17 protein-coding genes are annotated in these 26,046 nt (G+C 68.5%); all 17 read right to left on the bottom strand.

Annotated features, from left to right (window positions below; translation table 11 throughout):
• Window positions 1-3 precede the first annotated feature (3 nt).
• Window positions 4-3,972 (bottom strand): diguanylate cyclase domain-containing protein, encoded by a 3,969-nt coding sequence (locus AC1DWT_RS30605; RefSeq protein WP_477923499.1) that lies wholly within the window; start codon window positions 3,970-3,972, stop codon window positions 4-6.
• A gap of 407 nt (window positions 3,973-4,379) precedes the next feature.
• Window positions 4,380-5,219, bottom strand: coding sequence for a glycoside hydrolase family 16 protein (locus AC1DWT_RS30600; protein ID WP_095861163.1), 840 nt, complete (start codon window positions 5,217-5,219; stop codon window positions 4,380-4,382).
• A 56-nt stretch (window positions 5,220-5,275) separates the two neighbouring features.
• The gene (locus tag AC1DWT_RS30595; protein WP_477923496.1) at window positions 5,276-7,384 is read right to left on the bottom strand and encodes a hypothetical protein; all 2,109 of its coding nucleotides are present in this window, start codon (window positions 7,382-7,384) and stop codon (window positions 5,276-5,278) included.
• Window positions 7,377-8,174 (bottom strand): glycoside hydrolase family 16 protein, encoded by a 798-nt coding sequence (locus AC1DWT_RS30590; protein ID WP_477923494.1) that lies wholly within the window; start codon window positions 8,172-8,174, stop codon window positions 7,377-7,379. The genes AC1DWT_RS30595 and AC1DWT_RS30590 overlap by 8 nt, the downstream gene beginning before the upstream one ends.
• Before the next feature lie 31 nt (window positions 8,175-8,205).
• Window positions 8,206-8,877 carry a DUF998 domain-containing protein gene (locus tag AC1DWT_RS30585; RefSeq protein ID WP_477923492.1) on the bottom strand — a complete coding sequence of 224 codons (672 nt, stop codon included), beginning with the start codon at window positions 8,875-8,877 and terminating at the stop codon, window positions 8,206-8,208.
• 2 nt (window positions 8,878-8,879) lie between these two features.
• Complete coding sequence (locus tag AC1DWT_RS30580; protein ID WP_477923490.1) at window positions 8,880-10,121, bottom strand: hypothetical protein; 1,242 nt, start codon at window positions 10,119-10,121, stop codon at window positions 8,880-8,882.
• Complete coding sequence (locus tag AC1DWT_RS30575; RefSeq protein ID WP_387486143.1) at window positions 10,108-11,481, bottom strand: lipopolysaccharide biosynthesis protein; 1,374 nt, start codon at window positions 11,479-11,481, stop codon at window positions 10,108-10,110. Before AC1DWT_RS30575 ends, AC1DWT_RS30580 begins: the two co-directional genes overlap by 14 nt.
• A 2-nt stretch (window positions 11,482-11,483) precedes the next feature.
• Complete coding sequence (locus AC1DWT_RS30570; protein ID WP_477923488.1) at window positions 11,484-13,277, bottom strand: serine aminopeptidase domain-containing protein; 1,794 nt, start codon at window positions 13,275-13,277, stop codon at window positions 11,484-11,486.
• Window positions 13,261-14,571, bottom strand: coding sequence for a glycosyltransferase (locus tag AC1DWT_RS30565; RefSeq protein WP_477923487.1), 1,311 nt, complete (start codon window positions 14,569-14,571; stop codon window positions 13,261-13,263). The genes AC1DWT_RS30570 and AC1DWT_RS30565 overlap by 17 nt, the downstream gene beginning before the upstream one ends.
• Window positions 14,568-15,518, bottom strand: coding sequence for a glycosyltransferase family 2 protein (locus AC1DWT_RS30560; RefSeq protein WP_477923485.1), 951 nt, complete (start codon window positions 15,516-15,518; stop codon window positions 14,568-14,570). Before AC1DWT_RS30560 ends, AC1DWT_RS30565 begins: the two co-directional genes overlap by 4 nt.
• Window positions 15,519-15,524: 6 nt before the next feature.
• Window positions 15,525-16,352 carry a glycosyltransferase family 2 protein gene (locus tag AC1DWT_RS30555; protein ID WP_072940928.1) on the bottom strand — a complete coding sequence of 276 codons (828 nt, stop codon included), beginning with the start codon at window positions 16,350-16,352 and terminating at the stop codon, window positions 15,525-15,527.
• A 305-nt stretch (window positions 16,353-16,657) separates the two neighbouring features.
• Window positions 16,658-17,524 carry a nucleoside triphosphate pyrophosphohydrolase gene (locus AC1DWT_RS30550; RefSeq protein ID WP_072940930.1) on the bottom strand — a complete coding sequence of 289 codons (867 nt, stop codon included), beginning with the start codon at window positions 17,522-17,524 and terminating at the stop codon, window positions 16,658-16,660.
• Window positions 17,525-17,528: 4 nt separating this feature from the next.
• Window positions 17,529-21,176, bottom strand: a complete 3,648-nt coding sequence (mfd, locus tag AC1DWT_RS30545) for a transcription-repair coupling factor (protein WP_378677962.1) — start codon at window positions 21,174-21,176, stop codon at window positions 17,529-17,531.
• Between the two features lie 119 nt (window positions 21,177-21,295).
• On the bottom strand, window positions 21,296-23,731 hold the full coding sequence (locus AC1DWT_RS30540) for a glycosyl hydrolase 2 galactose-binding domain-containing protein (protein ID WP_477923481.1): 2,436 nt from the start codon (window positions 23,729-23,731) through the stop codon (window positions 21,296-21,298).
• A 32-nt stretch (window positions 23,732-23,763) separates the two neighbouring features.
• Complete coding sequence (locus tag AC1DWT_RS30535; RefSeq protein WP_477923479.1) at window positions 23,764-24,729, bottom strand: DUF1839 family protein; 966 nt, start codon at window positions 24,727-24,729, stop codon at window positions 23,764-23,766.
• Window positions 24,726-25,676, bottom strand: coding sequence for an amino acid--[acyl-carrier-protein] ligase (locus AC1DWT_RS30530; RefSeq protein WP_072940941.1), 951 nt, complete (start codon window positions 25,674-25,676; stop codon window positions 24,726-24,728). Before AC1DWT_RS30530 ends, AC1DWT_RS30535 begins: the two co-directional genes overlap by 4 nt.
• On the bottom strand, window positions 25,673-26,046 hold a 374-nt coding region (locus AC1DWT_RS30525), incomplete at its 5' end, for an acyl-CoA dehydrogenase family protein (protein WP_477923476.1). The genes AC1DWT_RS30530 and AC1DWT_RS30525, both read right to left, overlap by 4 nt.

The raw sequence follows: 26,046 nt of genomic DNA, 5'->3' as shown, positions 1-26,046 counted from the left end.
GCGTCAACGGTGCCCGCCGATCAACCGAAGGTCGAGTTGGTCGGGGGGTAACGGCCGACCGTGGTAGTGCCCCTGGGTGACGTCGCAGCCGTACCGGCGCAGCGCGCGCAGGGTGTCCTCGTCTTCGACACCTTCCGCGACCAGCGACGCACCGAGGCTGTGCGCGAGTTCCACCGTCGAACGCACGATCGCGACCGACCGAGGGTCGCTCGCGAGGCGTGCGACGAAGACCCGGTCGAGTTTGAGCTCGTCGACGGTCAGGTCCTGCAGGTACGCCAGGGAAGACCAGCCGGTGCCGTAGTCGTCGATCGACAATCCGATTCCCAGTCCCTGCAGCGCTTCGACCACCCTCCTGGCGCGTTTGTAGTCGGTCATCAGGACGCTTTCGGTGATCTCGAGGATCAGCGTGTCGGCGGGTAACCGAAGGTCGTCCAGGAGTCGGTTGATCTCGGCAACCAGGTCGACGTCGAGGAGATTGGTGACCGACAGATTCACTGCGACGGTGAGCGATATGCCGCGATCGAGCCAGCTCCGCGCCTGACCCAGCGCAAGCTCGAGCACCCTCGTCGTCAGCGGCCGCATCAGTCCGGACTGTTCGGCCTGGGGCAGGAACTCGTCGGGCAGGAGTAGGCCGCGGAGGGGGTGCTCCCACCGAACGAGCGCCTCGACGCCGTGCACTCGGCCGTCGGAGGCGCTGACCTTGGGTTGGTAGTAGCACGTGAGCTCGCCACCGGTGATCGCCGTGCGCAGCTCCTCGACGGTCTGCCGCTCCTCGATGCTGCGCTGGTACTCGGTGGCGTCGTACACGGCGATCGTGCGGCGGGAATACTTGGCGCGATACACCGCCACTCCCGCGCATTGCAGCAGGTCCTGGGGATTGGTGCAGTGTTGCGGGCAGAGGGCGATCCCGATGCACGCCTCGATACGCACCGTGACCTCATCGAGGTCGAACGGCTCGCGAAATGCCTCGAGGAGACGACCCGCCAGCGCCCTGGCGCCTGCGAGATCGGTCCCCGCCGGCAGCAGGACCGCGAAGGCGTCTGCGTCGAGGCGTGCCGGCAGATCGCCCGGTCGCACCGACCGCGACAATCGGTCCGCCACCTGGCACAGCAATTGATCGCCCACGTAGCGTCCGAACGAGTCGTTGATCTCCTTGAAGCGGACCACATCCATCAGCAGCAGACCAGGACCCGGACGGTTGTGGTACCCGGCCGGCTGTACCGCCTGGTCGTCGTACGCGGCCGTCAGCGCGGCCACGATTGCCCGCCGGTTGGCCAGGTTCGTGAGGTCGTCGATGCTCGCCTCGCGATGACTGTCGGCCAGCACGACGACTTGCCGGAACGTCACCGCGAATCGGGCCGCGACCGCGACCAGGCTGAGCGCTGCCAGCAGCACCGCGAGCCTCGGCAGTCGCGCATCGTGGTCGACGACCAGCAGCCCCACTGCTGCGGCGGTGCACGCCAGTGGGGGAACCCAGATGCCCAGTCCCGGTAGCTGACCCGACTTTTCTCGACCCGGGGCTCGCCAGCTCGCCACGGCAACGAGCATCACGGCGACGTGTGGGAGTGCATCGACCCATATGTCCACGTCGTGACCGGCAGCACTCCGGAACAGGTACACGGTGTCGGCCACCGCGAACAGCGTGAACCCCGCGACCAATAGGACCCACCGCTGCTCGGCACGCCACCCCAGCATCGCGAGCGCCCCGACTGCGAGTGTCAACAGCAGCACATCTCCCACCGGATAGGCCAACCCGACGATCACCGTGGCGGGCGATCCGTCGGCCACCKAGTCGATCGGCCCGAATGCGAGGGCAGCCGCCAGCGCCGCGAGCGTCAGACCTGCGGTGACCGCGTCCAACCAGATCTCGGTCGGTATCCGCCGCACCCGTGTGCGCAGCAGCATCACCAACCCGGCATACACGAGTGGGTAGAACGCCAACTTCAGCGGATCGGCCACCGAGGGCGACAGGCCGCCAGTCACCCACGACGTCGCCAGTACAGCGCCCACACCCCAGCTCGTCATGCCCAGCGCGACCAGCACCCACGCCCTCTTCTCGGTCGGTACCCACCATGCGCGAGCAGCGACGAGAAGCGCGGCCGAAAGGGCCAGTCCGTCGTAGAGCACCTCGTGCAGCACCACCCAACCGGATTGATCCTCCGACCCGATCGAGATCCCCAACAGGACCACACCGATCAGCAGAATTCCGAGCCTGACCGTGACGCCACACCGCGACGGGTCGGACGGCGACACCCAGTTCGCCCGAATCGACTGTGGCAGGCGATGTGCGATCGTCGCCTCCGGCACGCTGTCGCTTCCCGATACGGCCAGGGGACGCGCGTGCCGCGGTGTGTGTGCGGCCTCCCCGGGGCTGACGACGACGGGGCGGTGGGTCGGGCGGTCGACGTCGGCCAGCGCCTCGAAATCATCGGCGTCGGCCCGGTCGGGGATGTAACTGCGCAGGCAGCCGCCACCGCAGCGTTTGGCCGCATACATCGCGAGGTCGGCCTGTTTGAGCAGGCTCTCGGTCGTCGCGTCGGGGACCTCGGACGTGGCGATGGTGAGCCCGATGCTGGGGCGGATGGAAAGGACGACACCGTCGATGATGAACGGCGGGGTGAAAGCCTCGAGTACCCGATCCGCGGCAGACAAAGCATCCTCGACGCTCCCTTCGACCAGTGCCGCGAACTCGTCACCTCCGAGCCGGGCCACGGTGTCGGTGCTCCGCATGCAGCCGGTGAGTCGTTCGGCGACGCGGATCAACAACTCGTCGCCGGCGGGGTGGCCGAGGCTGTCGTTGACGGTCTTGAAATCGTCGAGATCCACACACAGCACGACGATCGGTGTCGGTTCCCGGCGCCGGCGCTGTACGGCCTGGTCGAGCCGGTCGAGAAACAAGGCACGATTCGCCAGTCCGGTCAGCCGGTCGCGAAAGGCTTGCCGGGCCACGGTCAGCAAGAGCCGTCGGTTCTCGGCCAACACGATGAACTGCCGCGCGAGCAGGGCGACCACCAGGACGATGATCACAGCGGGAATCGGGCCGGATCCCAGGCCGGGCAGCTCCCGCTGCAGGCCGACCGCAGCAGCCAGCAGCAACGGGAGGTACGGCAACCACAATCGGGTCCGAGACGGAATCTGCAGCGGAACCGGTTCGCGCGACGGCTCGCGGGTACTCCACAGCGCCGCCAGCCCGAATGCGGCGAAGGCCGCCACCCAGCCCAGGTCGATCACACTTCCGGAGCGATATGTGCCCATAGCGGTCATGTACGTGAATGCGCTGGCGGACAACGCCATCAGGATGATCCCGGCACACAGCATCCCGAGGGTCAGACGTTGTCCGGACCGCGCCCGGGCCAGCACTACTATCGCCATCGTCGCGATCACCACGTCCGCGACAGGGTAGGCGAGGGACAACACGAGGGCGACCGCTGTGTCGCTTCCTGCGCGGTACACGCTGCCCAGCACGCTCACCCACGACACCACGAACAGTGAACCGGCCACGATGATTCCGTCCAGAATCAACCGGGTGCGGGATTGCCCGCCGTCACCCGCCGGGAACAGCAGCAGCGCCGCGCCTGCGCCGACCGGAAACAGCAGGAAGGCTGCGTCCGCCGGCGAGGGGAACGGGATCTGATCGAGCCCTTGCCACATCTCGTAGTAGCACCAGATGGCTTCGCCCACCGACCAGGCCGCCAGCCCACCCGCCAGCGCCAGCCAACTGCGGCGGCGAGCGCCCCGTCCCCTCCAGGCCGCCCACCCGGCACACCCCGTCGCGGCGAGAGCGAAGACCAGCAAGCCCACGTCGACGACCACCGTGGTCGCAAACGCCCGGTCCCACCTCTGCCACCGAACCAGCGCGAACAGCGCCGCCGGCACGGCGATGGTCACTGCGACCAGCCACAGCACGTCGCTCCACAGGACGGCCTTCACATTCGACGACGTCCCCATGCGTTCGGCTGTCCGATGTTCCATCGCCACCATCCGAACTGCCGTCTGCCGCACCTGCGCATACATTCGTTCATCGCGTTATCGGATTCAAAGTTTCCAGAAGACCATATTTACACGATCTATATACTGTAATACAGCCTTATACATACTTGAAGTATGTTATGCCGTCGCACACCAAGAAGGCGACACCCGGGTCGGAGCGACGAGACGTTCAGCGAGGGCGGACGAATTCTGTGCGCGGTCAGCGGCCGACGAGTTTCCCGATCAGTCGTGGGAACGGCCGCCGGAACTTCGGACAGTCGCACATCGCACAGGACGTGCCCTTGCGGTAATGCTCGTGAGCGGCGAATGGGTGGCCGCAGCGGCACTCGGAGTTCGACACGGCCATGAAGTTGATTCTATTCACACGCCGAACTCGCCGGTCCCTGACATCACTGGGAGAACCTCACCCAGTCCACCAGCATGGTGGCGGGAAAGCGTGTGGACGGCGTGACCGGGCCGGGCCAGTTTCCGCCTACGGCCACATCCAGCAGTAGGTACGCGGGGGCGTCGAACACCCAGCGTTCCTCGGGTCGGAGATCCGCCGTGGTGACAGTACCGACGATGTTCCCGTCGATCCCCACCGAGATGCGGCCGGGTGCCTTGATCAGCGCATAGTCGTGGAAACCTGCGCTGAGATTCGCGCCGATCGCGCCATCCGTCGAGCGCTCCCAGTGACCGCCGCCGACGGTGGGGCCGTGTACTCCCGCGTGATATCGCGAACCGTCCCCGATCACTTCGAGGATGTCGATCTCTCCGCAGACGGGCCACCCGACGCTGTTGATGTTGCTTCCCAGTGTCCAGAACGCCGGATGGATCCCCGGGCCGGACGGCACCTGCATCCGTGCCTCGATCACGCCGTACGTGAAGTCGAATTTTCCACGGGTCACGAGCCGAGCCGAGGTGAAGCCGCCACCGTTTCTGCGCGCCTCGACGACGAGACGACCGTTGCCGTCGAGTCGCGAATTCTGGCGGGAATCGGTGTACACCTGTTTCTCGTTGTTGCCCCACCCGCCGCCCCCGAGGTCGTAACCCCAGAACTGTGGACTGGGTGCAGCATTTGCGGGTCCGTCGAACTCGTCGCTGCCGATCACGGTGTACCCGGGATAGGCGGTCCGGGCGCCTCCGGCGACGGGAACGGCGACGGCCACAGCTGGGGTGAGGGATAGCGCGCACAGCGCCACCGAGCACGTCAACGCCATGTCGAACATGGCCGAGCGCATCCGCTGCATGTGCCGATGCTAAGCGCCCGCCTCGACCGTTCGTGACCGAATACGCCAGGTAGCCGTTACCTCCGCGGCCCCGTGTAACGGAAAATGGTGCTGTCGACGTCCTGCGCGGACACGGACCAGTCGGGGCTGGACCGCAATTGGTCCTCGAAGTTGTCGACCGATCCGTCCGGTAAATAACCGTAGTAGCGGATGGCGGCAGTGCCCTGCGTGTTGAACACGAGATACGTGTCGCCTTCGCGTTCCGCCGCATCCGCGGTGAGCATCTCGATCTGGCCGCCGTGCGGGAAGCCCTCCAACAAGGCCGGCGGCAAGGCCAGCAGGGGTTGATCGAAATCCTTGTCGACGACGGCGAACTTGATGTAGTCGGCGCTGACACGAGTGGGGAGACCCGCGGGATAGAGGGACATGATCGTCGCCGGTGGCTGTTCGTTCGCGAGGATGTCCTCCGCGAACGTCACCTGGGACTGATAGCCGACGACCAGCGACCACAGCCCGTAATACCCTTGCAGGCCGGCAAACGTCACGTATGCCAGTCCGCTCGCGAGTCCGACGGGGACGACTGCGCGGAGCAATCCGGACCGGAACCTGATCGCGAGCGCGTCCACGAGAATCGGTGCGATGAGGATCGCGCAGCCGGGGACGGCATAGAGGTAGACCCGGAAGATCGCCTCACCACCGTAGCTCTGACCCGCCAGCAGGGCGAACGAACTGAACGCCATGACGGTCGCGACCCAGGCGGGACGTTTGCTGCGCCAGAGGAGGATCGCGCAGACCACGGCGAGCAGGATGATGCCCGCGGACAGGGAACGGCACACGGCAGAGGTGAAGATCTTCCCCAACGTGCCGACCGCGGTCACGTTGCTGGCCGCGTTGTCGACCGGGTTGAAACCGGACAGCAGCCCGTACGGTGCCACGATGTCCAGCCGCGGCACGAGATAGGCGACGAGGATCGCGAAGTAGGGCACGGGAAGCCACCACGGACGGATCTTCCGCGTCACTGCCAGGGCCGCCGTCACACCGAAAAGCCAGTAGGGGGTCAGCTGGTGGGTGGGTACGAGCGCAGCGAAGACGAGGATCGACAAGTATGCCGCGGATCGGTGCTCCGTCGACACGACGAGCAGTGCCACCACACCCAGCGCCATGACGAGTGCGATGGCCTGCGGCGAGAAGTAGTCCTGTCCCACCCAGTTGGCGAGTTCCGCGACCATCGCAGCTGTCAGCGCCACCCGCATGTCGAACCCGAGGAGCCGGGCGATCGCGGCGATCACGACCGCCAGCAACACGTGGATCACCGGCGCGAACCAGTGGGCGATGGACATCATGTCTGCCGACGTGATGTCACCGAACCACGCGAATGCGGTGAAGAAACCCGGCCACTCACCGTAGATGTCGACGCCCTTGGGCGGCAGTGTCTGGAACTGCTGGATGTAGTCGACCACGCCGAGGTGCTTGTAGGTCCACCCGTAGATGGGCACGTCGGTGACGAGTGTCGGGGTGAGCCGTTCCACCACGATCACGCCGAGCAGGGCCGTGGCCGCGGTCCCGACCGCCCCCGCGCGGAGCGCCCAGACGAACGCGCCGAGCATCATCAGCGCGCACACCACCAGGCCGGGCCCGCTTCCGACGAACAACAGCCCGAACTGCGAGTACCCGGTGGTGCCGAGCCCGGAGAGCACCGCCCCCCAGAGAGCCAGGGCCACGGCGACGAGGATCAGGGGGCGATTGACGCGGGCGGCATGACCCCAGTGCGATAGACGAAACCACACCTGCTGCAGGGTGACCGCGCGAACCGGGTCGGCGCCGGTGTCGTGCCACCGATGCCGCAGCGCGGACGCGACGACGGCCAGGACCATCACCAGCAGCAGACCGATGGCGGGCCAGCGGTAGAACCACGCCAGGACGGTGGTGGCGGCGGTCACCACGGACAGCCCGAGGACGGGGACGGCCGCGACGGCTGCGGCGACCGGTATCCGCAGCCACGTCACGATCGCGAGACCAGGGCCGCTCAGCACGAACACCGTTAGTAGCACGGCGCTGACCGGCGACGGAAGCGGCGCAAGGGATGTCAGTCCCGCGACCGCCGACGCCAATGCGGCGACGTCGTAGTACCGGGACAGCTCCGGAGCCGTCCTGTTCACGCGCTCCGCAGTGAGGAGATCACTCATCGGTCACCTTCACCCAGTCGACGAGCATCGTGGCCGGGAACGTCGTGTCGGCTCCGACGTCACCCGGCCACCGTCCGCCGACGGCGACGTTCAGCAATAGAGAGAACGGTTTGYCGAACACCCACTCCTGCCCCGGGTCCAGGTCCGCACGCGAGAACTCGCCCGTCACGCCGTCGTCGATGCCGAACGTGATCCGGTCCGCCGACCGTTCCACCCAGTAGTCGTGAAAATCGTCCGACACGTCGTTGCTGCCTTCGACGTTCAGATACCAGGGTGTGCCGTCCGCGGACGGGCCGTGCAGCGCACTGTGATAGAACGACGCGTCGTTGATCGTCTCGATCACGTCGATCTCTCCCGACTGCGGCCAGCCCACGCGGTTGACGTCCATGCCCATCAACCAGAACGCCGGATGCAGGCCCCGTCCCTTCGGCATCTTGATGCGGGCCTCGGCACGTCCGTACTGGAAGGCGAAGCGGTCGAGGGTGACCAGCCTGGCTGACGTGTAGCCCGATCCGTCGCGGCGGGCTTCGATCACGAGGTTGCCCTCGCCGTCGAGCCGGGAATTGGCGGGATCGTCCGTGTAGACCTGCGCCTCGTCGTTTCCCCAGCCTCCGCCCCCGACCGCGTGGCCCCAGTAGCGGGAGTCGGGTGAGATTCCGGCGGCCCCGACGAAATCGTCGAACATGAGCACCGACTCGCCCTTCCCGGATGCCTGCGCGACATCGCTCGACGCATACCACCCGGTGGCGCCGACGCAGGCGAGCGCCAGGAACACCGCAGCCGACGACACTGCACGGGTCCTGCGTGGACGGTTCAGCACTCTATGCACCGGCTTTGTCTCCGACCCGGACGTCAGCCGAACGCCGAACGAACTGCAGCTGTGTCACGAGGTGGACGCACACGACGAACCCGAGGATCGCCGAGTACGCCGCGACCCGTTCGATACCACCGACGCCGAGACCGAGGTCCCAGGAGTAGGTGAAACAGAAGTACCCCACCAGACCGATCACCCCCAGCGCGAGGGCGACGTACGTTGCCGGACCCGACCTGTGGGGCCATACGGTGAGCGCCGTCGTCAGTGTGAAGAGACTGCCGAAGATGAGGAACAGCGTGGCACCGAGCGAATGCACCTCCCAGTGCGTGTTCGACGGCGCCAGACCGACCACTACTCCCCCGATTCCGGCTACGACGAGGAACACCACCGGAACGAGCGGGAGCACCCGCTCGACGCGGTACCAGAGGACGGCGCCGACGACATATGCGACGCCGGCCACGACGAACGCCGCGTCCATCAACAGCGACGTCCTGCTGCACGGCGCCGTGCCGTCGGTGCCGCAGAACGGGACGCCGAGGTCGCTGATGAAGTTGGCGGAATAGCTGTAGTGACCGCGCCAGGTTCCGGCGACGAGGAATTCGACGACGAAGAACTGCAGCACGGCGACGGTGAGGTACAGCGGAGTTCGCTTCGATGTCTCCAGGACGTGTGAGGGCATGGCTAGACAATCCTTCGAGACAGGAGAGACAGTGGATCACACAGGGCGTCCGCAAGTGCGTCGCGGACGAGTTCAGGGTCGAACACGTTGTCGTGCAGGGACGCCGACACGTCGAGTTCGGGACCGCGGCGCACCGAGGTGAAGACGATCGACGCCGGATCGGCCGGTTCGCTCAGCGCGGTGACGATCCGCCGGCCGRGCTCGTCGGTCCAGTCGAGATCGGCCAGCAGCGCCGCCTCGCCCATGTCGGAGTACACGAGTCTCGCCCGGGGTGTCGCCGCGACGTGGGTGGCCGCGGTGTGCGCCGTGCCGGCACGCACCCGCCTACGGAACTTGGCGATGCTGAGTGCGAGAGAGGCGAGCGGCCTGCCCGACCCGGTGGCCTGCGCGATCGCCGCACTCATCTCTGCGGCATCACCGGGGTCGGACAGTGCGAATCGCACTCCGGCAGCGAAATTTCCGTTCACCGTCGCACCGTCCGGGAGGTAGCGGCGGCAGTCGAAAAGGACGTCGACCCTGTCTTCGATCTTCAAGCCACGACTGCGCACCGCCCGCGCGACGGCCGCAAACAGCAATGACGACACCGACGCCCCGGGCAGATACCGATCCCGCCAACGACGGAGTTCCGCGGTGGTTCCGGACACTGTGGACGCGACGACCGCAGTGGGTGCTCTGCCCCAGGGTACGACCTCGACGGGACAGGAATCGTGTGCGGTGGAGGGCCGGGATTCGAGGAGCTGAGCGACACGGGCGGGGGACGACGCGAACGCCCGGGTCAGGGCGCGTGCGAGCGGCAGTGCGCTGTCGCGTGTCCGGGCCCATTCGGGGACCGGCGTCCCGCTGCGTCCGCCGGCGACAGCGCGGATGAGTGACAGTGCGAGCCTTCCGTCACCGAGTCCGTGCGAGATGTCCAGGAGGAGAAAGTCACCCGCGACCGCGACGTTCAGCGGGTACACGGATGCACCCGCGCGCGCCAGCCCGGTCAGCAGCCGAGGCACGTCCTCCCGGGTGCACGGCCCCAGTTGCTGGACGTTCCCGAGGAAGTCCTGCGGCCGGTGCTCCCACCGGCGTGACTCGGTGGTCGGGACGAGCCCGATCGGGGTGTGACGTCCACCGGCGTGCGCGAGCACGGTCAGCGTGTCCCGGATCTCGCCGATGCTGGGCAGGCGGACGGGACCGATTGCGGTGATCATCCGGCTGCCGCTGCGCATCAGGTCGCGGGAACTCGCTCTATCCGTCGACATCGGACACCTGCCACATCGATTTCTGGTTGGCGCTCTTCTTCGCCAGCCACCGCTCCCACTTGGCGCGGTTCTGGAGTCGGCGGAGCCAGGAGATGAGCGGTCCGGCGAGGATCACGGCGGTCAGTGTTTCGGCGGCGAGATACGCCCAGCCCACCCCCGCGACGCCGACCGACGCGCTGAAGACCAGGCTGCCGACGATGATCACCACCGTGGCCAGGCACTGGGTGACGACGGCGAGGGTGAGCCGGCGGTACACCCGTGCGAGACCGTCGTAGACGGCGCCGATGACGGCGAGGGGCACGAAGACCGCGGCGAGATGGAGCAGCGGCGTTCCTTCCGCACGGTATTCCGCCCCGATGACTCCGAGCGCGGGCGGCGCGACGAAGGCCAGCCCGAATCCGCCCACCACCGCGATCACGGCAATGGTGCGGACGAACCGGCGGGACAGGCTGACGATCTTGTCCGGATGCGCGGCGGCCTCGGCCACGAACGGGCCCACCATGAGGTTCACCATGATGTAGAGGGCGCTGACGATCGACCACGTCACCGCGAAGTAGGCGTTCGCCGCGGTGCCGACCCGGGTGACAACGATCAGCGGGACGACGAGCGGGGCAATGGCCCCCAGCGCCGAAATGCCGTACGAGGAACCGAAGTACACCCCGAGTTCCTTGTTGGAAGGCAGCGCGGGTACCTGCCGGTATCGCGGGTCGGACCGGATGCGCAGCCCCATCGACGTCAGCAGAACCACAACGGCGACCGCCGCGGTGACCCCCCAGGACGCGACGATGGCGAGCGCCGACCCGGACGCCGCGAGCACCACGACCGCCAGCAGTTTGGCCAGCGCGTGGAAGACGTTCTTCGACGCCGCCCAGCGGGCCACGCCCAGACCGGAGACGGTCTGGTCCTGCAGCGCGAAGAGCGCGAGGACGACGACGAACACCGGATAGATCGCGATTTCCAAGTTGTTTTCGAACAGCGTGTCCCGCGGACCGAGGACGATGAGCCCGACAGCCGACACGAAGGCCAGCGTGGCCACGGCGGCGAAACCCTTGACCAGCAACGGTCCCGCGCGGTGGCCCGCCACCGGCAGGAAGCGCTCGAACATCGAGCCGAGGCTGAGATTCGAGAGCGTCGACAGCATGATCGCCGTCGAGATGAGAGCGGACGCCACGCCCACCTGATCAGCGGGGAACAACCGCGCAGCCGCGCCCCAGAAGGCGAGGCCGAGGACACCGGTGACGACACTCGACAGCATGAGTGCCATCGAGTTGAGCTGCAGATTCCGCCCCGCAGAGCGCGGTGGCTGCTCGGCACGGTGTCTGGCGCGTAGTTGCGACTGCGTCGCTGTCAGGGATCCCATGACTACCCGGCCAACGCCGACCGGGAATCGTCACGGGCGTCGTCGACACGGCCCACGGTCAGTTCACCGAGCGCAGTGGCGAGGACGTCCCGGAGAACCCTGTCGCGCAGGGCGGTGCTGTACAGCGAGTGGTCACCGGACGGGTAGGTGACCAGACGTCCGTTCCAGCCGGCACCCCGCAGCCGGCGAAGGCTTCGCTCGCCGTGGTTCTCGGCGAACGCCGCGTAATCGACCGGTGAGAGGAGGACGGTAGCGTGCACGCCGCGCTCGTGGAGCGGAGCGAGCATGACTTCCGGCACCTGCAGCAGCCCGGCCCGGCCCAGCCACAACCAGCCGCGGTAGGGCAACCACACCCGCAGGTATTTCTTCGCCGTCGCCGCGTGCCGGTGGAGCAGCGCGAGCGCTGCCCCCTTCAGGGACCTCCGGTCGGCGTCCATCGTGGACTGCTTCACGAATGCCTTCCGGGTGATTGTCCAGTCCGCCATGTTGACCAGGACCACTGCCCGGACGGGGTGCCGGATGGCGGCGTAGCTCGAATTCCATGCCCCCGAGCACATCCCGGCGAGCACAACCGATCCGGGCGGCGCACCGCTGACGGAGATGATGTCGACGGCGTCGTCCCGGGATTCGTCCGTGTAGATGGTGGTGCATTCGCCGTGCTGCACCAGACCGGTGTCGCCGGTGCCGCGACGATCGAAGCGGACGCTGACGATCCCGTGGGCCGCCAGCTCGCGCGCGGTCTCGGCCCACAGCCGGACCGGTCCCACACGGTGCTCGTTGGCGGTTCCGTGGAAGATCACCGTCGGTCCCGCAGGGCTGTGCGTCGCACCCTGTTCGGCCGCGACGGACGTACGGATCGTGAAGAGTTCGGTCGCTCCCGCGAACTCCAGTGTCTCGATGACCTGCCTGCCGTCGACGGTGCGATCCACCACGGCGGTGGGGCGGAGATCGAGTGCGGCACCGGTGTGGTGGTCGCCGAAGGATGCGGACATCCATGCCGCGATCCGGTCGATGTCACCGAACGGGTGCCGGACCACGAAGTCCGCCGGCTCGAGGAATGATTCGTAGTCGTGGACGGTGACGGTCTCGGCGTTCCAGGCGGCAACGGCCTCACGCGTCGCGACGGAATCGACCTCACTGTCCCGCACCGCCATCAGGACCTTCGCGCCCGACGGCGGGGTCGCGGCACGCAGAGACATCGCCGACAGGGCCGACGCCGCGGCCGGTGCGAGCACCGCACCGATGAGCGTCACTCGCGGATCGTCCGTGTCCTCGGGACCGACCACCATCTGGTGGAGCGCGGTCTGCTTGCGCAGGTAGGCGCGGCCACGAACCACAGGATCCCACAAGGCCACGGCCCGCACCGGACCGCACACCGCGGCGACCTGTGCGGCGAGCAGGGCGCCGACCCGGAGGCCGACCAACCCGATGTCCGTGATGCCGGAGCTGCGCACGTAGTCGACCGCTCTCCGGATGCTGTCGAGCCACCCCGCGACCGCGTCGGAATCGTCCTGGGCGCCGGACGAGTCGCCGGTGCCGCGGTAGTCGAACCGCAACACCAGCAGCCCTCGAGCGCGTAATTGCTGGGCGAGATACACCATTCCGCGATACGAGTCGACCTGTTCCTTGCCGATCGGCGGGCAGAGGACGACGGCACCGCGGCAGCGGCCGTCGGCAGGACGATCGACGACGGCGAACAGCGGTGCGTCGTCCGGTCCGAACCAGGTGGCGAACCGGGTGCCGTCGGCGCGGCCGCCGAGCGGCTCGGTGCCTACGAGATCAGGATGGGCCGTCATGAGTCACCCCTCTCATCGGCGCCGGATCCCGGCCCTCGACGCGGGCCTTCAGATAGGCGAACGGTCCGCGTGCGATGGACCGGAGCTCGGTGGCCCCGATCCCCTCGGGAAGGTGGCCGGCGAGACGGTCCGGAGGCGTGGCGACGTGGGACATCTTCCGCGACAGACGGAGAAACGTGGGCGCCTGCCGCACCGCGATACGCACCGCGAGCCACGCGGTGCGTGGATGGACGGCGATCTTGGCCAGCCAGGCGCCGAGTCCGAGTCCGTAGCCGCGCGCCTGGACGGCGAGCGCCTCGTTGTCCTCGCGGTGCCGATGCCACACGACCGCCCCGGGTCGGTACGCCAGTTGCCGCCCGGAGTGCAGCACGCGGAAGAACATGTCGAGGTCTTCGCCGCCGTCGGTGGGGGCTCCCGCCCCGAGTGCCTCGTCGAAACCGCCGAGCGCGTACACGGCCTGCCGGTCGACGGCGAAATTCGCGCCGGTGCCGTAGATCCCGATCTGGAAGGGGAAGAGCGGCACGTCGGCGGGCGGGTGCGCGAGGTCGAACAGCCGTGGGACACAGGAACTCGCCCACCCCACCCGCTGATCGAAGTACGCCTGCGCGGGTGTGCGGATCTCACCGCTCGGGACGATCCCGCATACGCATGCGACCGCGTTCCCTGCACCGAAGCCGGCCACGAGTTCGGTGAGCCAGTGCGGGTCGACCACGACGTCGTCGTCGGTGAACGCGATGATCTCGGTGTTCGCCGCGCGGACTCCCGCATTGCGCGCCCGGGACAGTCCGGGCCGGGGCTCGGTCACGACGCGCACGCGGGGGTCACCGAGTTCGGCGACATACCGCTGGGTGGCATCCGTGCGGGATGCGTTGTCGACCACGATCACCTCGTAGCCGGGATGGTCGAGCGACAGGATCGATTGCAGGGCGTCCTTCAGGCTGTCGACCCGGTCGCGGGTACACACCACGACGGTGACGGACGGGCCGGATGCTTCGGTGTCGACGACGCTGTCGGCCACTGCCACCGGCACGAGCCCGTCCAGTGCGTGCCGCAGTGCGGCGGTCTCGAGCCTGCCGTCCTCGATGTCCACCTCGACGAATCCCAGCAGGGTGCGATCTTCTCGTACGAGCAGCCGGGCGCGCCGATAACCCTCGGCTCGGTCCAGCCGGTATTCGGTGTCTTCCCGGACAGGTCCGCGTAGTTCGCCGACCCAGACGGCGCCGTCCCACGTCGGCGCGTGATCGCTCTCGAGGGCCGGCGCCAGGTCGATCCGGCGATCGAGTGTTCCAGTCATGCCGTCACCCGCTTCGATCGCAATCCGACGAGACCTCGGACGTATCCGGCTGCGGTCACCGTGAACCCCGCGACCACGGCACCCGCTCGGAACAGTCCGCCGTGCCGAGGGGACGCGATCCCCGAGACGACGGCTCGTGGGAGTACACGTGCGGTGTACGCCCGTTCGCTGCTGAGCGCGTCGCCGGCCCCGACGAGATCGGAGACCAGCGCTTTCGACACGCCCTCGTGGAAGCAGCGCGAGAGGAAGTAGCGGAACGTGGTGCGGTCGTCACTGACGCGGTGCACCACCCTCATCGCGGGGTCGAACAGCAATTGCGCGGTGGGCTTGTGAGTTCGGATCCGGATGCAGAGTTCGGTCTCCTCGCACCCGACCGGCGTCTTCCCGACCCTGCCGATTCCGTCACTGAACCCGTCGACGGTGTCGAAGACCGTGCGCCGCAGAGACATGTTGCAGCCGATGAAGTTCCGCACCGGTTCGATGCGCGTCGGCTGGCCGACGTAGCTGCAGCCGACCACCCAGTCGAACTCGGCGGGCATCCACACGGGACGGTCGGCCGGCCACGCCGGGCTGGCGAATCCGCCGACACCGAGCACCTCGGGATCGGAATAGTGGGCGGCGGACACGCGATACCAGTCGAGCTCGGCGCGGGCATCGTCGTCGAGGAACGCGATCATGTCGCCCCTCGACGCGCGGACGCCGGTATTGCGGGCGCCGGACAGGCCCTTCGACTCGGAATTGCGTAGCACGGTCACACGAGGTTCCGCTGCGAAGTGCCGTTCGGCACGGGAGAACAACTCCTCCGAATGATCGATCACCAGCAGCACCTCGAGGACCGGCACACTCTGGGCGAGGACCGAGTCGACCGCGGCGCACAGGTCGCTCCACCGTTCGGTGGTGTAGGCGCAGATGACGACGGAGCAGGACACGAGCGTGGACACCGTCATGGCCGCTCAGCCCTGCGGGACGGGCGCCGGGGACAGGTGCGTTGCGGTCGTGCGCTGTTCGCTCCTGATGGTGCGCAACACACGAAGTCCGTCCCGCACCGCGTTCAGGTTGCTCTCGCCGTGGATGCGATCCTGCTCGAAACTCGGGACCTCGGTGATCTTCAGGCCCGCGTTGGCGACCCGCACGTTGATGAGGGTCTCGATCTCGAACCCGTCGCCCCACTGCGCCTCGGCCGCCTCTACCGCGGGCAATGCCATCACCGGGACGTGGTGGCGCCAGAATGCGTTGTAGCCGTAGCACAAGTCGCTGAACGCTGCCCCGAACTTGAGGTTGACGATGGCGTTCAACGCCTTGTTTCCGAGCTTTCGACCGAAGGTGATGTCCGAGCTGCCGCCGCCGTCTGCGAAGCGGGTTCCCTTCGCGAAGTCCGCGCCGGCCACGAGGGCACCGACGAACAACGGGATCTCTGCCGGGTCGGTGGAGCCGTCGGCGTCGATCATCACGATGATGTCGGACGTCGCGACACGGAATCCGCAGGCCAGGGCGTTGCCCTTGCCCTTGCGACTCTGCGTCACGAACTTCGCGTCCGGCCACAGGCTCCGCGCCACATCGACGGTGTCGTCGACTGAATGGCCGTCCACGAAGACGATTTCGTCGATGTCTGCCGGCATGCGCGCGGCGACATGAGGAAGGTTCTTGGCTTCGTTCATCGCGGGCACGACGACGGTGACCGTCGGGCGGCCGGGCGCGCGGTCGGCGGCGCCGGTCTCGTCGATGTCGTGCGCGTCTGTCTCGTCGGAAGGTTCCAGGCGGTCAGGCGTGTACAGGCTCATGTGTCCGTCTCTCATCGTCGRGCAATCGACTCGGCCCGGAAGCGTCACTATGTGTGGTCCCCTGTGGGTATCGGCCCTCGCCCGACCGGGAGCTCGGATACCCACCACGTGCAGTGCGCGAAGACCATAAACACCCGAGCAGAAGGACTTCGCAGTACTTCGAAACGCGTATTTGCAACCAACTGGTCTTCTATGCGCGCTTTAAACTACCTCAGGTTTGTTTTTCGTGCACTACGGACACGGGAGTGATTCATCCCTCAGTTACATTTTGGCAAACCCGAGCGATAACGCCGATCGCCCCGGTATCAGGACGTCCAGTACCCGAGCCAGTCCGCGGGGGCGAGTTCGGTCTTCCCCGCCGCGCGCGCAGCATCCTCGGCCGCGCGGACACGGGCGATCAGGTCGTGCGTCGCCGCCTGCAGCCTCGACTCGGCAGCGACCACCGCCGCGCTGTCCGCCGTGATCTCCGCGGGCACCAGCTCGGGCGGCAGGCCAGCCTTGCTCGCGCGGGCGATGACCTTCGCCGCGAGGGATGCCGCGGGCTGACTCATCGCGACCCCGTCGAGGCAGGAGCTGCGGGCCTTTTCCGCCGCCTTCCGGATCTCCCAGGCCCGTTCCTGCTCGGCGATGTCGATCGGGCCGACGACGTCCTCACCGAGGTGGGGGCTGCGGTGCACGAGTTTGGCGACCAGGGTCGCGGCCACGTCGTCGACGTCGAAATTGCCCGACGCCGAGGCGATGCGCGAATGGAACAGGACCTGCAGCAGCAGATCCCCGAGCTCTTCACGCAGGTCTCCGGGCTCGGCGGACTCGATCGCGTCGAGAACCTCGTACGTCTCCTCGACGAGGTAGTGCGACAACGTCCGGTGTGTCTGCGTCACTTCCCAGCCGCCGTAGCTCCACAACCGGTCCATCACCTCGGCGGCCTCGACGAGGTTGTCGCCCGGGACCTTCGGTGCCGCGATGATCCGGGACCCCGACGCGACCCACTCGCGCACGGTGGGATGGTCGGGATCGGTACTGATCAGGACAGCGGCGCCGGGTGCGGCGGACAGCAGCGTCCGCACGGACTCGGGCACCTCGTCGGTGAACGCCACTCCGCCACCGACCACCCCGACGGCTTCCATCGGGATCGTCGTGGGCCGCAACGGGTCGAGCAGGACCACCGTCATCGGGTCAGGCCTCCATCACCACGGCCCCGGCGGCCTTGCCGTCCAGTGCGAGCACGAAGTCCGCGATGTACTGCAGCAACTCCACGTCGCGCACCCGCTCGGCGCCGATCCCGCCCGAACCCGCCCGGGGCAGCGGCAACTGCACCATGCCGGTGGTGGCGCGGTACTGCGCACTCGGGTAGATCCGCTTGAGACGCAGCTGCTTCGAGTCGGGCAGGGCCATCGGCGCGATCTTCAGCTGCGTTCCGACGACGGCGATCTCCTCGAGGCCGTATTCGCGGGCCAGCAGGCGCAGCTTGGCCACTGAGACCAGTCGGCGAACCTCCTCGGGGAGGGGGCCGTACCGGTCGACGAGTTCGTCCACGACGGCGGTGATGCCGTCGAGTTCGGTGGCGGCCGCGAGCTTTCGGTACCCCTCGAGCCGGAGACGGTCGCTGGTGACGTAGTCCGGGGGGATGTGCGCGTCGACGGGAAGGTCGATCCGGACTTCCTTCGGGGCGTCCTCCGTCGTGATCGGCTTGCCGTCGGCCGCCGCCCGGAAGGCCTCGACCGCCTCCCCCACCAGCCGCACGTACAGGTCGAACCCGACTCCTGCCACGTGACCGGACTGCTCGGCGCCCAGCACGTTTCCGGCGCCACGGATCTCGAGGTCCTTCATCGCGACCGCCATGCCCGCGCCGAGGTCGGAGTTCTGCGAAATGGTCGCCAGGCGGTCGTAGGCCGTCTCGGTGAGCGGCTTCTCCGGCGGGTACAGGAAGTACGCGTAGCCGCGTTCACGGCTACGCCCGACGCGACCGCGCAACTGGTGCAACTGCGACAGGCCCAGCGAATCGGCGCGTTCGACGATGAGCGTGTTGGCGTTGGAGATGTCGAGGCCGGTCTCGATGATGGTGGTGCACACCAGCACGTCGTAGTCCCGCTCCCAGAAGCCCTGCACGGTCCGCTCCAGCGTGTCCTCGTTCATCTGCCCGTGCGCGACGACGACACGCGCCTCGGGGACGAGGTCGCGGATCCGCTGGGCGGCCTTGTCGATCGAGCTGACCCGGTTGTGGACGTAGAACACCTGCCCGTCGCGGAGCAGTTCGCGTCGGATGGCGGCGGCCACCTGCTTGTCTGCGTACGCGCCGACGTACGTGAGGATGGGGTGCCGCTCCTCCGGCGGTGTGAGGATCGTGGACATCTCGCGGATGCCCGCCATGCTCATCTCCAGCGTTCGCGGGATCGGCGTCGCCGACATGGTGAGAACGTCCACGTGGGTGCGCAGCGCCTTGATGTGTTCCTTGTGCTCCACACCGAAGCGCTGTTCCTCGTCGACGACGACGAGGCCCAGGTCCTTCCACCGGATCCCGGTCTGCAGCAGCCGGTGCGTGCCGACGACGACGTCGATCTCGCCGTCGGCCATGCCGGCGATGATCTCCTTGGAGTCCCCTGCATCCGTGAACCGGGAGAGCCCGCGTACCGTCACCGGGAACGCCGCCATCCGCTCGGTGAACGTCTGCAGGTGCTGCTGAGCGAGCAGCGTCGTCGGGACCAGGACCGCCACCTGCTTGCCGTCCTGCACGGCCTTGAACGCCGCCCGTACCGCGATCTCCGTCTTGCCGTAGCCGACGTCGCCGATGACGACGCGGTCCATCGGGACGGCCTTCTCCATGTCGGCCTTGACCTCGCTGATGACCGTCAGCTGGTCGTGGGTCTCGGTGAACGCGAACGCGTCCTCCATCTCCTTCTGCCACGGGGTGTCCGGGCCGAACGCATGACCGGGTGCGGCCTGCCGCGCCGCATACAGCTGGACGAGTTCACCGGCGATCTCACGAACCGCCTTGCGCGCCTTGCGTTTGGTGTTGGCCCAGTCGGAACCGCCGAGCTTGCTGAGTGCGGGCAGTTCGCCGCCGACGTACCGCGACAGCTGGTCGAGGGACTCCATCGGGACGAACAGCCGGTCGCCCGGGTGGCCGCGCTTGCTGGCGGCGTATTCGATCACGAGGTATTCGCGCCGCGCGCCGCCGATAGTCCGTTCGACCATCTCGACGAATCGTCCGATGCCGTGCTGGTCGTGCACCACCATGTCGCCGGCCGTCAGGGCGAGCGGGTCCACCTGGTTGCGGCGCTTGGCGGGCAGCCGCTTGCCGTCGCCGACCGCGGCCACCCGGTTGCCGGTGAGATCGGACTCCGTGACGACGACGAGTCCGGGGGTGGTGTCGCCGCCGGGGAAGACCAGGCCGTCGTGCAGCGATCCGCGCAACACCCCGACCTGACCGCGGGCGGGCTCCGAACCGGGTGCGAGTTCCGCCGCGGGCACCTCGGCCTCGCGGAGGCGCTCGAGCACACGATGCGCGGTACCGGCGCCTGCGACCACGATGACTGCCCGGCCGCCCGTGCTGACATGGGCGCGCAGGCTCACGAACAGTTCGGACAGCAGCTCGTCGGAACCGCGGACCTGCGGTGCAGGGGTGACCGCCAGCTCCAGTTCCTCGCCGCTGCCGGACGCGAGCGGGCTCAGCGTCCACCACGGCAGACCGGCGGTCTCCGCGGATTCGCGGACCTGGCTGAGCGAGCGGTAGGCGGAGGCGCCCAGGTCGATGCCGTCACCCTTCAGCACCGACGTGTCGAGCGGGGCGGCGCCGCCGATCGAGGCCGCCGTCCACGACGCCTCGAGGAACTCCTGACCGGTGCGCACCAGGTCGGTGGCGCGTGTCCGGATCTTCTCCGGATCGCACAGCAGCACGTGCGCGCTCTCGGGCAGCACGTCGGTGAGCAATTGCAGCTGCCCCGGCCGCAGCACGGGCAGCAGTGCCTCCATGCCCTCGACCGGGATGCCTGCCGACATCTTGTCGAGCATCTCGACGAGCGCGGCGTCGGCCTGGTTGTCGACCGCGAGCTGCGCGGCCCTGTCGCGGACGTCCTCGGTGAGGAGCAGTTCGCGGCACGGCGGCGCAATGACGGCGTCGATGTCGAGCTCGGCGAGCGACCTCTGGTCGGCGACGGAGAACGCGCGCAACTCGGTGACCTCGTCGCCCCAGAACTCGACGCGCACCGGATGATCCGCGGTGGGCGAGAACAGGTCCAGGATGCCGCCGCGGACGGCGAACTCGCCGCGCTTGCCGACCATGTCGACGCGCGTGTACGCCATTTCGACGAGCCGCTGGATCAGCCCGTCGAAGTCGTGCTCCACCCCCACCCGCAGCGTGACGGGTTCGATCTCGCCGAGACCGGGTGCCATGGGCTGCACCAGTGAACGGACGGTGGTGACGACGACCTGGAGCGGCGCCCCGTACGAGCGGTCGTCGGGCCGCGCGAGCCTGCGGAGCACCTCCACCCGGCGACCGACCGTGTCGGCGCTCGGYGACAGCCGTTCGTGCGGCAACGTCTCCCACGACGGGAACTGCGCCACGGCGTCGCCGATCATCTCCTGCAGTTCGGCGGTGAGGTCGTCGGCCTCGCGACCGGTCGCGGTGACCAGAAGCAGGTGGGTGCGCTCGGCGAGGGCCGCGGCCACGAACGGCCTGGCGGGTGCGGGCGCGACGATGTCAAGGTGATGCCGCCCGAGGGCCTCGGTCACCTGCGCGACGACGGCGTCGCCCAGCGCGATCTTCGCCAGTCCGGCGAGCGGGGTGTCGGACGAGGGCTCGGCAGCGATGAGCGGGGAAGACAACGACGCACTCCTGAGCAGTGATGACGAACTGCCGGCGAACAGCTCGGGCCGGGACGAGCGGCCAGTTGCGGACTGAGCCAGCCTAGTCGATATCGCACATCGACGAACCGGGGTCCGGATCAGGTGGCGGCCCGCACCACCGGGGCGACGCTCACCGAGTTCAGCGCCCGCACCTGCCCGGTCACCGACTCCGCCGTCCCGGTCCTGCGCACCGGCACGATCCGGGTGCCGCCGGGTGGCAGATGGAACCAGGAGTCGGCGGGTTCGAATCCGCCGAGTTCGAGGTGGACGTACTGCGCAGCGCCGTCGGCGGCGACGTCGACCACCCAGTCGCCGGGCGCCGTTTCCCGCGCCGCCGCCGTCAGGCCGACGGTGCGTTCGAGGGCACGAGCCGGGCCACCGAAGAGGTGAACGGACTCGGCGACGACACCGTCCTCGCCCGACAGCGTGACAGTCACGCTCTCGTAGCCGCGGACCCCGAAACGGTGGACGTGTGTCGCGTCGGTGAAGCGACCGAGCAGCGCGTCGAGCGACCACCGGCGGGCCGCGTGCGCGGCCAGGGTCACCGGTTCGGCGACGTCGAACGCCCGCGAACCCGTGCGGGTATGTACCTGCACCCGCAACTCCCCCACGATCGCGCGGGCCGAGTCGTTGACCGCGTCGATGCGCAGTCCGTCCATCCCGTCCTCGCCGAGGAGCACCGCCACCGGCCGGGACAGCCGCCGCATCACGAACCACGGAGCCTTCGGCCGGCCGTCGGAGTCGAGCAGTCCCCACCCGGCGCCGGGTTCGAGGTCGCGGAGCGCGAGCACCAGAGCGCCGTCGCATCCCGAGTCGGGCCGACGCCAGTATCCGAGGGCCGCCGCGAAGGCCTCGCAGACGGCGGCGCGACCGAGGGCCAGGTACCGCTCGGGATCGCACCAGCGGACCGTCGACGGCTCCTCACCGAACAGTGTCCGCACGTAATGATCACGGACGTCCTCGAAGTCCGAGGACGCCCCGTTGTCCCGGGGCACGGCGGCCTTCCACCGCGGATGGTGGCCCGCAGCGGCGAGGCTGCCGAACTCGGTCTCGATCGTCGCATCCGACGGCGGGATCGAGAACGCGAGGCATTCGGCGGCGAACCGCACCCCGGCCTGGCGGACGTCGGACGGCGGAAGCCGATAACCGCCGACGCCGAAGTAGTGCGCGACACCCGTTCCGACGTGGGTCGCGAGCGCGTCGCCTCCCGGCGGCGGGGACGGCGACGACGACACCGCCGCCACCCCCGGCGCGGTCCGCGCGACCACCGCCGGGATCACGTCGTGTACCGCCGGGATGTGCGCCGCGGGGAGCCCGAGCATCGTGGGTTGCTGTTCGGTTTCGCTGCCGCCGCTGAACACGGCGAGCGCGGGGTTCCCGGACAGCGGCCGCAGCACCGCCTCGACCTCCGCGGTCAGCAGTTCCAGGAACGGCTGGTCGTCGGGCGGGTCGAACGTCGACAGCATGGCGTCCTGCCATACCAGAACGCCGAGTTCGGCACAGTCGTCCCAGAATGCGGCGTCCTCGTACAGCATCGTGCCCGGCACCCGGACCATGTTGAGCCCGGCCTCGACCACCCGCTCGAGGGTCTCCCGCGTCTGATCCCGGCCGCCCAGCCCGATCGGATCGACCGGGGTCCAGACGGCGCCGCGGCAGTACACGTCGACGCCGTTGACCGCCAGCCGGAACCCGCCGTCGCCGCGCGCCACGCTCACGGTGCGGAATCCGACGGCGCCCAGGTCGACGACGTGCTCGCCGAGGGTGATGCTCAGCGGATACGTCACCGGGACGCCGTGGGTGTGGGGCCACCACAACCGGACGTCGGGGATGCGCAGGTGGGCGCGCACGTCCTGCACGCCGGAGCCGGTTTCGACGACGGTCGCCTCCGCGGAGACGTCGCCGAGCCGGACGACGGGCGGCGGGCAGGCCGAGCCGTGCACACGCACGGCAAGTTCCAGCACGCCCGTCCCGTCCTGCACCGTGGTGACCACGTGACGGTCCGACAGCACCGGCGCCGTGCGGTCGTGCAGTCGCACGGGCCGCCACGGCCCGACCGGGGCGGGCACGCCGCCGAAGACCGGAGCGCGACCGAGCAGGCTCGTGCGCATCCAGCGCAGCCCCTGCGCACTCACCAGCGACGACCGCCAGCGTCCGCGGGGCCGCCGGCTGCGCAGCGCCGCGTCGAGCGACGGGAATCGGATCGCCAGCGTGACCGTGCCGGGGCGAGAGTCCACGTCGACCGAGGCCGGCACGAACATCGACTCCGAGGACAGGACGAGGTCGTCGCCGGCCCACACCTCCGCGAGCGAGGCCAGGCCGTCGAACTCGAGCCGCCACGGACCGGGGCCGCCGCCGGACACGTCGGTGACGAACCACCAGTCCACCGCATCGGTCTGCACCGCGCGCGCCGCCGCGACGCCGTCGGCCGCCCGGATCGCGCCGGCCGCGGTTCCCGGAACCTGCGCGGGATACCACGGACCCGGCACACAAGCCAATCCCGACGGATCGGTGACCGAACCCGGTTCCGTTGCCACGCAACGCCACCGGGCGCCGTCGAGTAGATCCACTACGCGCGTCCGACCACGCGCGCCACGCCGTCCACCGATCGTTCCCACGCCTCGGCCATGCCGTCGAGTTGTGCTGACGGGTCGACGCTGCGTCCGCGAGCGGCGCGCGCCATCTGGAACTGCACACTCTTCGCGCCCTGCGCCACCTCCCGGAAGCCCGGAGCGAACGCCGCGGCCCCCGCGAACCCGTTGCGCTCGAGGTACTCGCAGACGTCGGCAGCGAGTTCCGCGGTGGCACCGCACTGCCGCAACACCCCGAACGTCCACAGGTGAAACGTGTCGATGCCCGCGCCGCGGATCCAGGGCACGTCGGCGACCACCCGCTCACCGAGAGCGCGCACCGGATTTCCGTCCGGTCGCGTCGCGAGATGATGCCGCAGCACCGCGTCGAAGCGGCCCGGTCGGTATTCCGCCTCCCCGTCGAACCGGACCTGCTCGACGTACGGCGTGAACGTCGCCGATCCGGCGAGGTCGAGTCCGAACAGCCCGCGAAAGTCGTCCCCGGTCAGCCGGTGATACCCACTGTTATGGAAGTACTCGAGCACACCGGACTCGCGGTCGACGAAGTTCGCGACGATCGTGGTCTTGGTGTGGCTCTCGCGGTAGCCGGTGCCTGCCGTGTCCGGGAGCCAGTGCGCATCCACCTCGACGGTCGACAACATCCCGACTGCGAGATTGTCCTCCACATGGTCGAGGACACCGCGCCAGACGTTCATCTCCCCCACGTCGATCCCGTACAGGGCGAACAGATCCTCGGGCTTGAACTTCAGGAACGTCCACTGCGATCCGTCGAACCGGGCGCCGAATGCGCACGCGGCGGCGGGCACCGGATCGAGCCCGAGCGAGTGGAGTACCTCCACCCACAGGTCGAGGTAGCAGTTGGTCTCGGTCCAGGTCCGTTCGTCCGCGTGGATGGGGTGCGGTTCGTAGCCGTCCGGCGAGATGTCGATCAGCCGGGACGTCACAGCGACATCCGGGATTTCACTGCGCTCGGCCAGCGCGACGGGTCCATGCCGTGGGTCCGCAGCATCGCGAGCGCGATGCGTTCCATCCCGAACCCCACACACGCACTATGCGCGACATCGCCGCCCGCGGTCGCGATGTCGAACGTGACACCGAAATGGTCCTGATGGCAGTTGCACGACACGACGGCGGTCCCGTCGTCGAGATCGCCGTACAGGCGCACCGTCAGCTCGGTCTTGAGGTTCTCGTCGCGCTGGTTGGCGGCCAGCATGCGTCCGGCCCTGCCGAAGAACGGGTCGTTGGCGATCACCGGTGACGCGTCCAGCCACAGGTCGGACAGCACCTCCAGCCCGCGCTCGATCCACGAGTCGCGGTGGTCCGCAGCCTGGTCCGCGGTGCCGATCCGCACGAACTCGTGCATCCGGAACGCCTGCATGCGGGCGGGATCGAACGCGGGCTCGTGCCGGAAGCAGTAGCCGTACACGTCGAGCAGTGCTCCCCCGTCCGGCAGCACTCCCGTGAACATCGGGTACGCGGGATGGCAGGCCGCCGACACCAGCATGGTGTCGGTCGGCTCGAGCCACCTGTCCCAGCTCTCGCCCTCGGCCCGCGCCGCGAGCAGTTGTGCGTGCTCGGCGTTGGTGCCGGTGAACGTGTTGACGGCACCGGTCAGATTCGGGAACGACGCGATGTAGTCGGTACGCTCGAAACTGGTGCGCGGGAACACCGGCGGAAACCGGAATCGGGCCGCGGACGCGCCCGGGCCCGCTGCCCGGACGACCGCGTCGATGCCGTCGACGATGTCCTCGAACAACCCCGACCGTCCGTAGAGGCCGGCGACGGACGTGTCCACCAGGAGCCCGGCTCCCAGCAGTTCCGCCCGGAACGCGCGGCGGGCGCGCTCGAGTTCGCTCGTCTCTTCCTGCTCCACTGCGATATCCGTGCTCATATCGTCCCCCGGTATGCGGTGGCCATCTGCGCCGAGTTGGCCATGATTCGATCGTTGTTGACCATCACGGCCGCACCGTGCGCATCACGCAGGTGCCGGCCGAGCGAGTACTCCGTGTCTTCTCGGTAGCCGGCGATCCCACAGATCAGCAGGGCCCTGCCGACGAGGTCGACGGCCAGGGTCGACGCCGTGACCTTGAGGTTGTTCATCGCCAGCGAATAGCCGACGCCGCACGCGACTTCGGCCTCCGGCGAACCGGCCGGAGCCGCGTCGGCGTCGTCGAACCGCCCGGCTGCCGCGAACACGACGTCCGCGAACTGCTGATGCACAGCGGCAGGGCAAGCCCGAGGAGGTCGCCGCGGTGGTGAGC

Source organism: Rhodococcus sp. P4_B6, assembly GCF_056402215.1.
The sequence above is the reverse complement of the archived record's forward strand: the minus strand, read 5'-3'. Positions and strand labels throughout refer to the sequence as shown.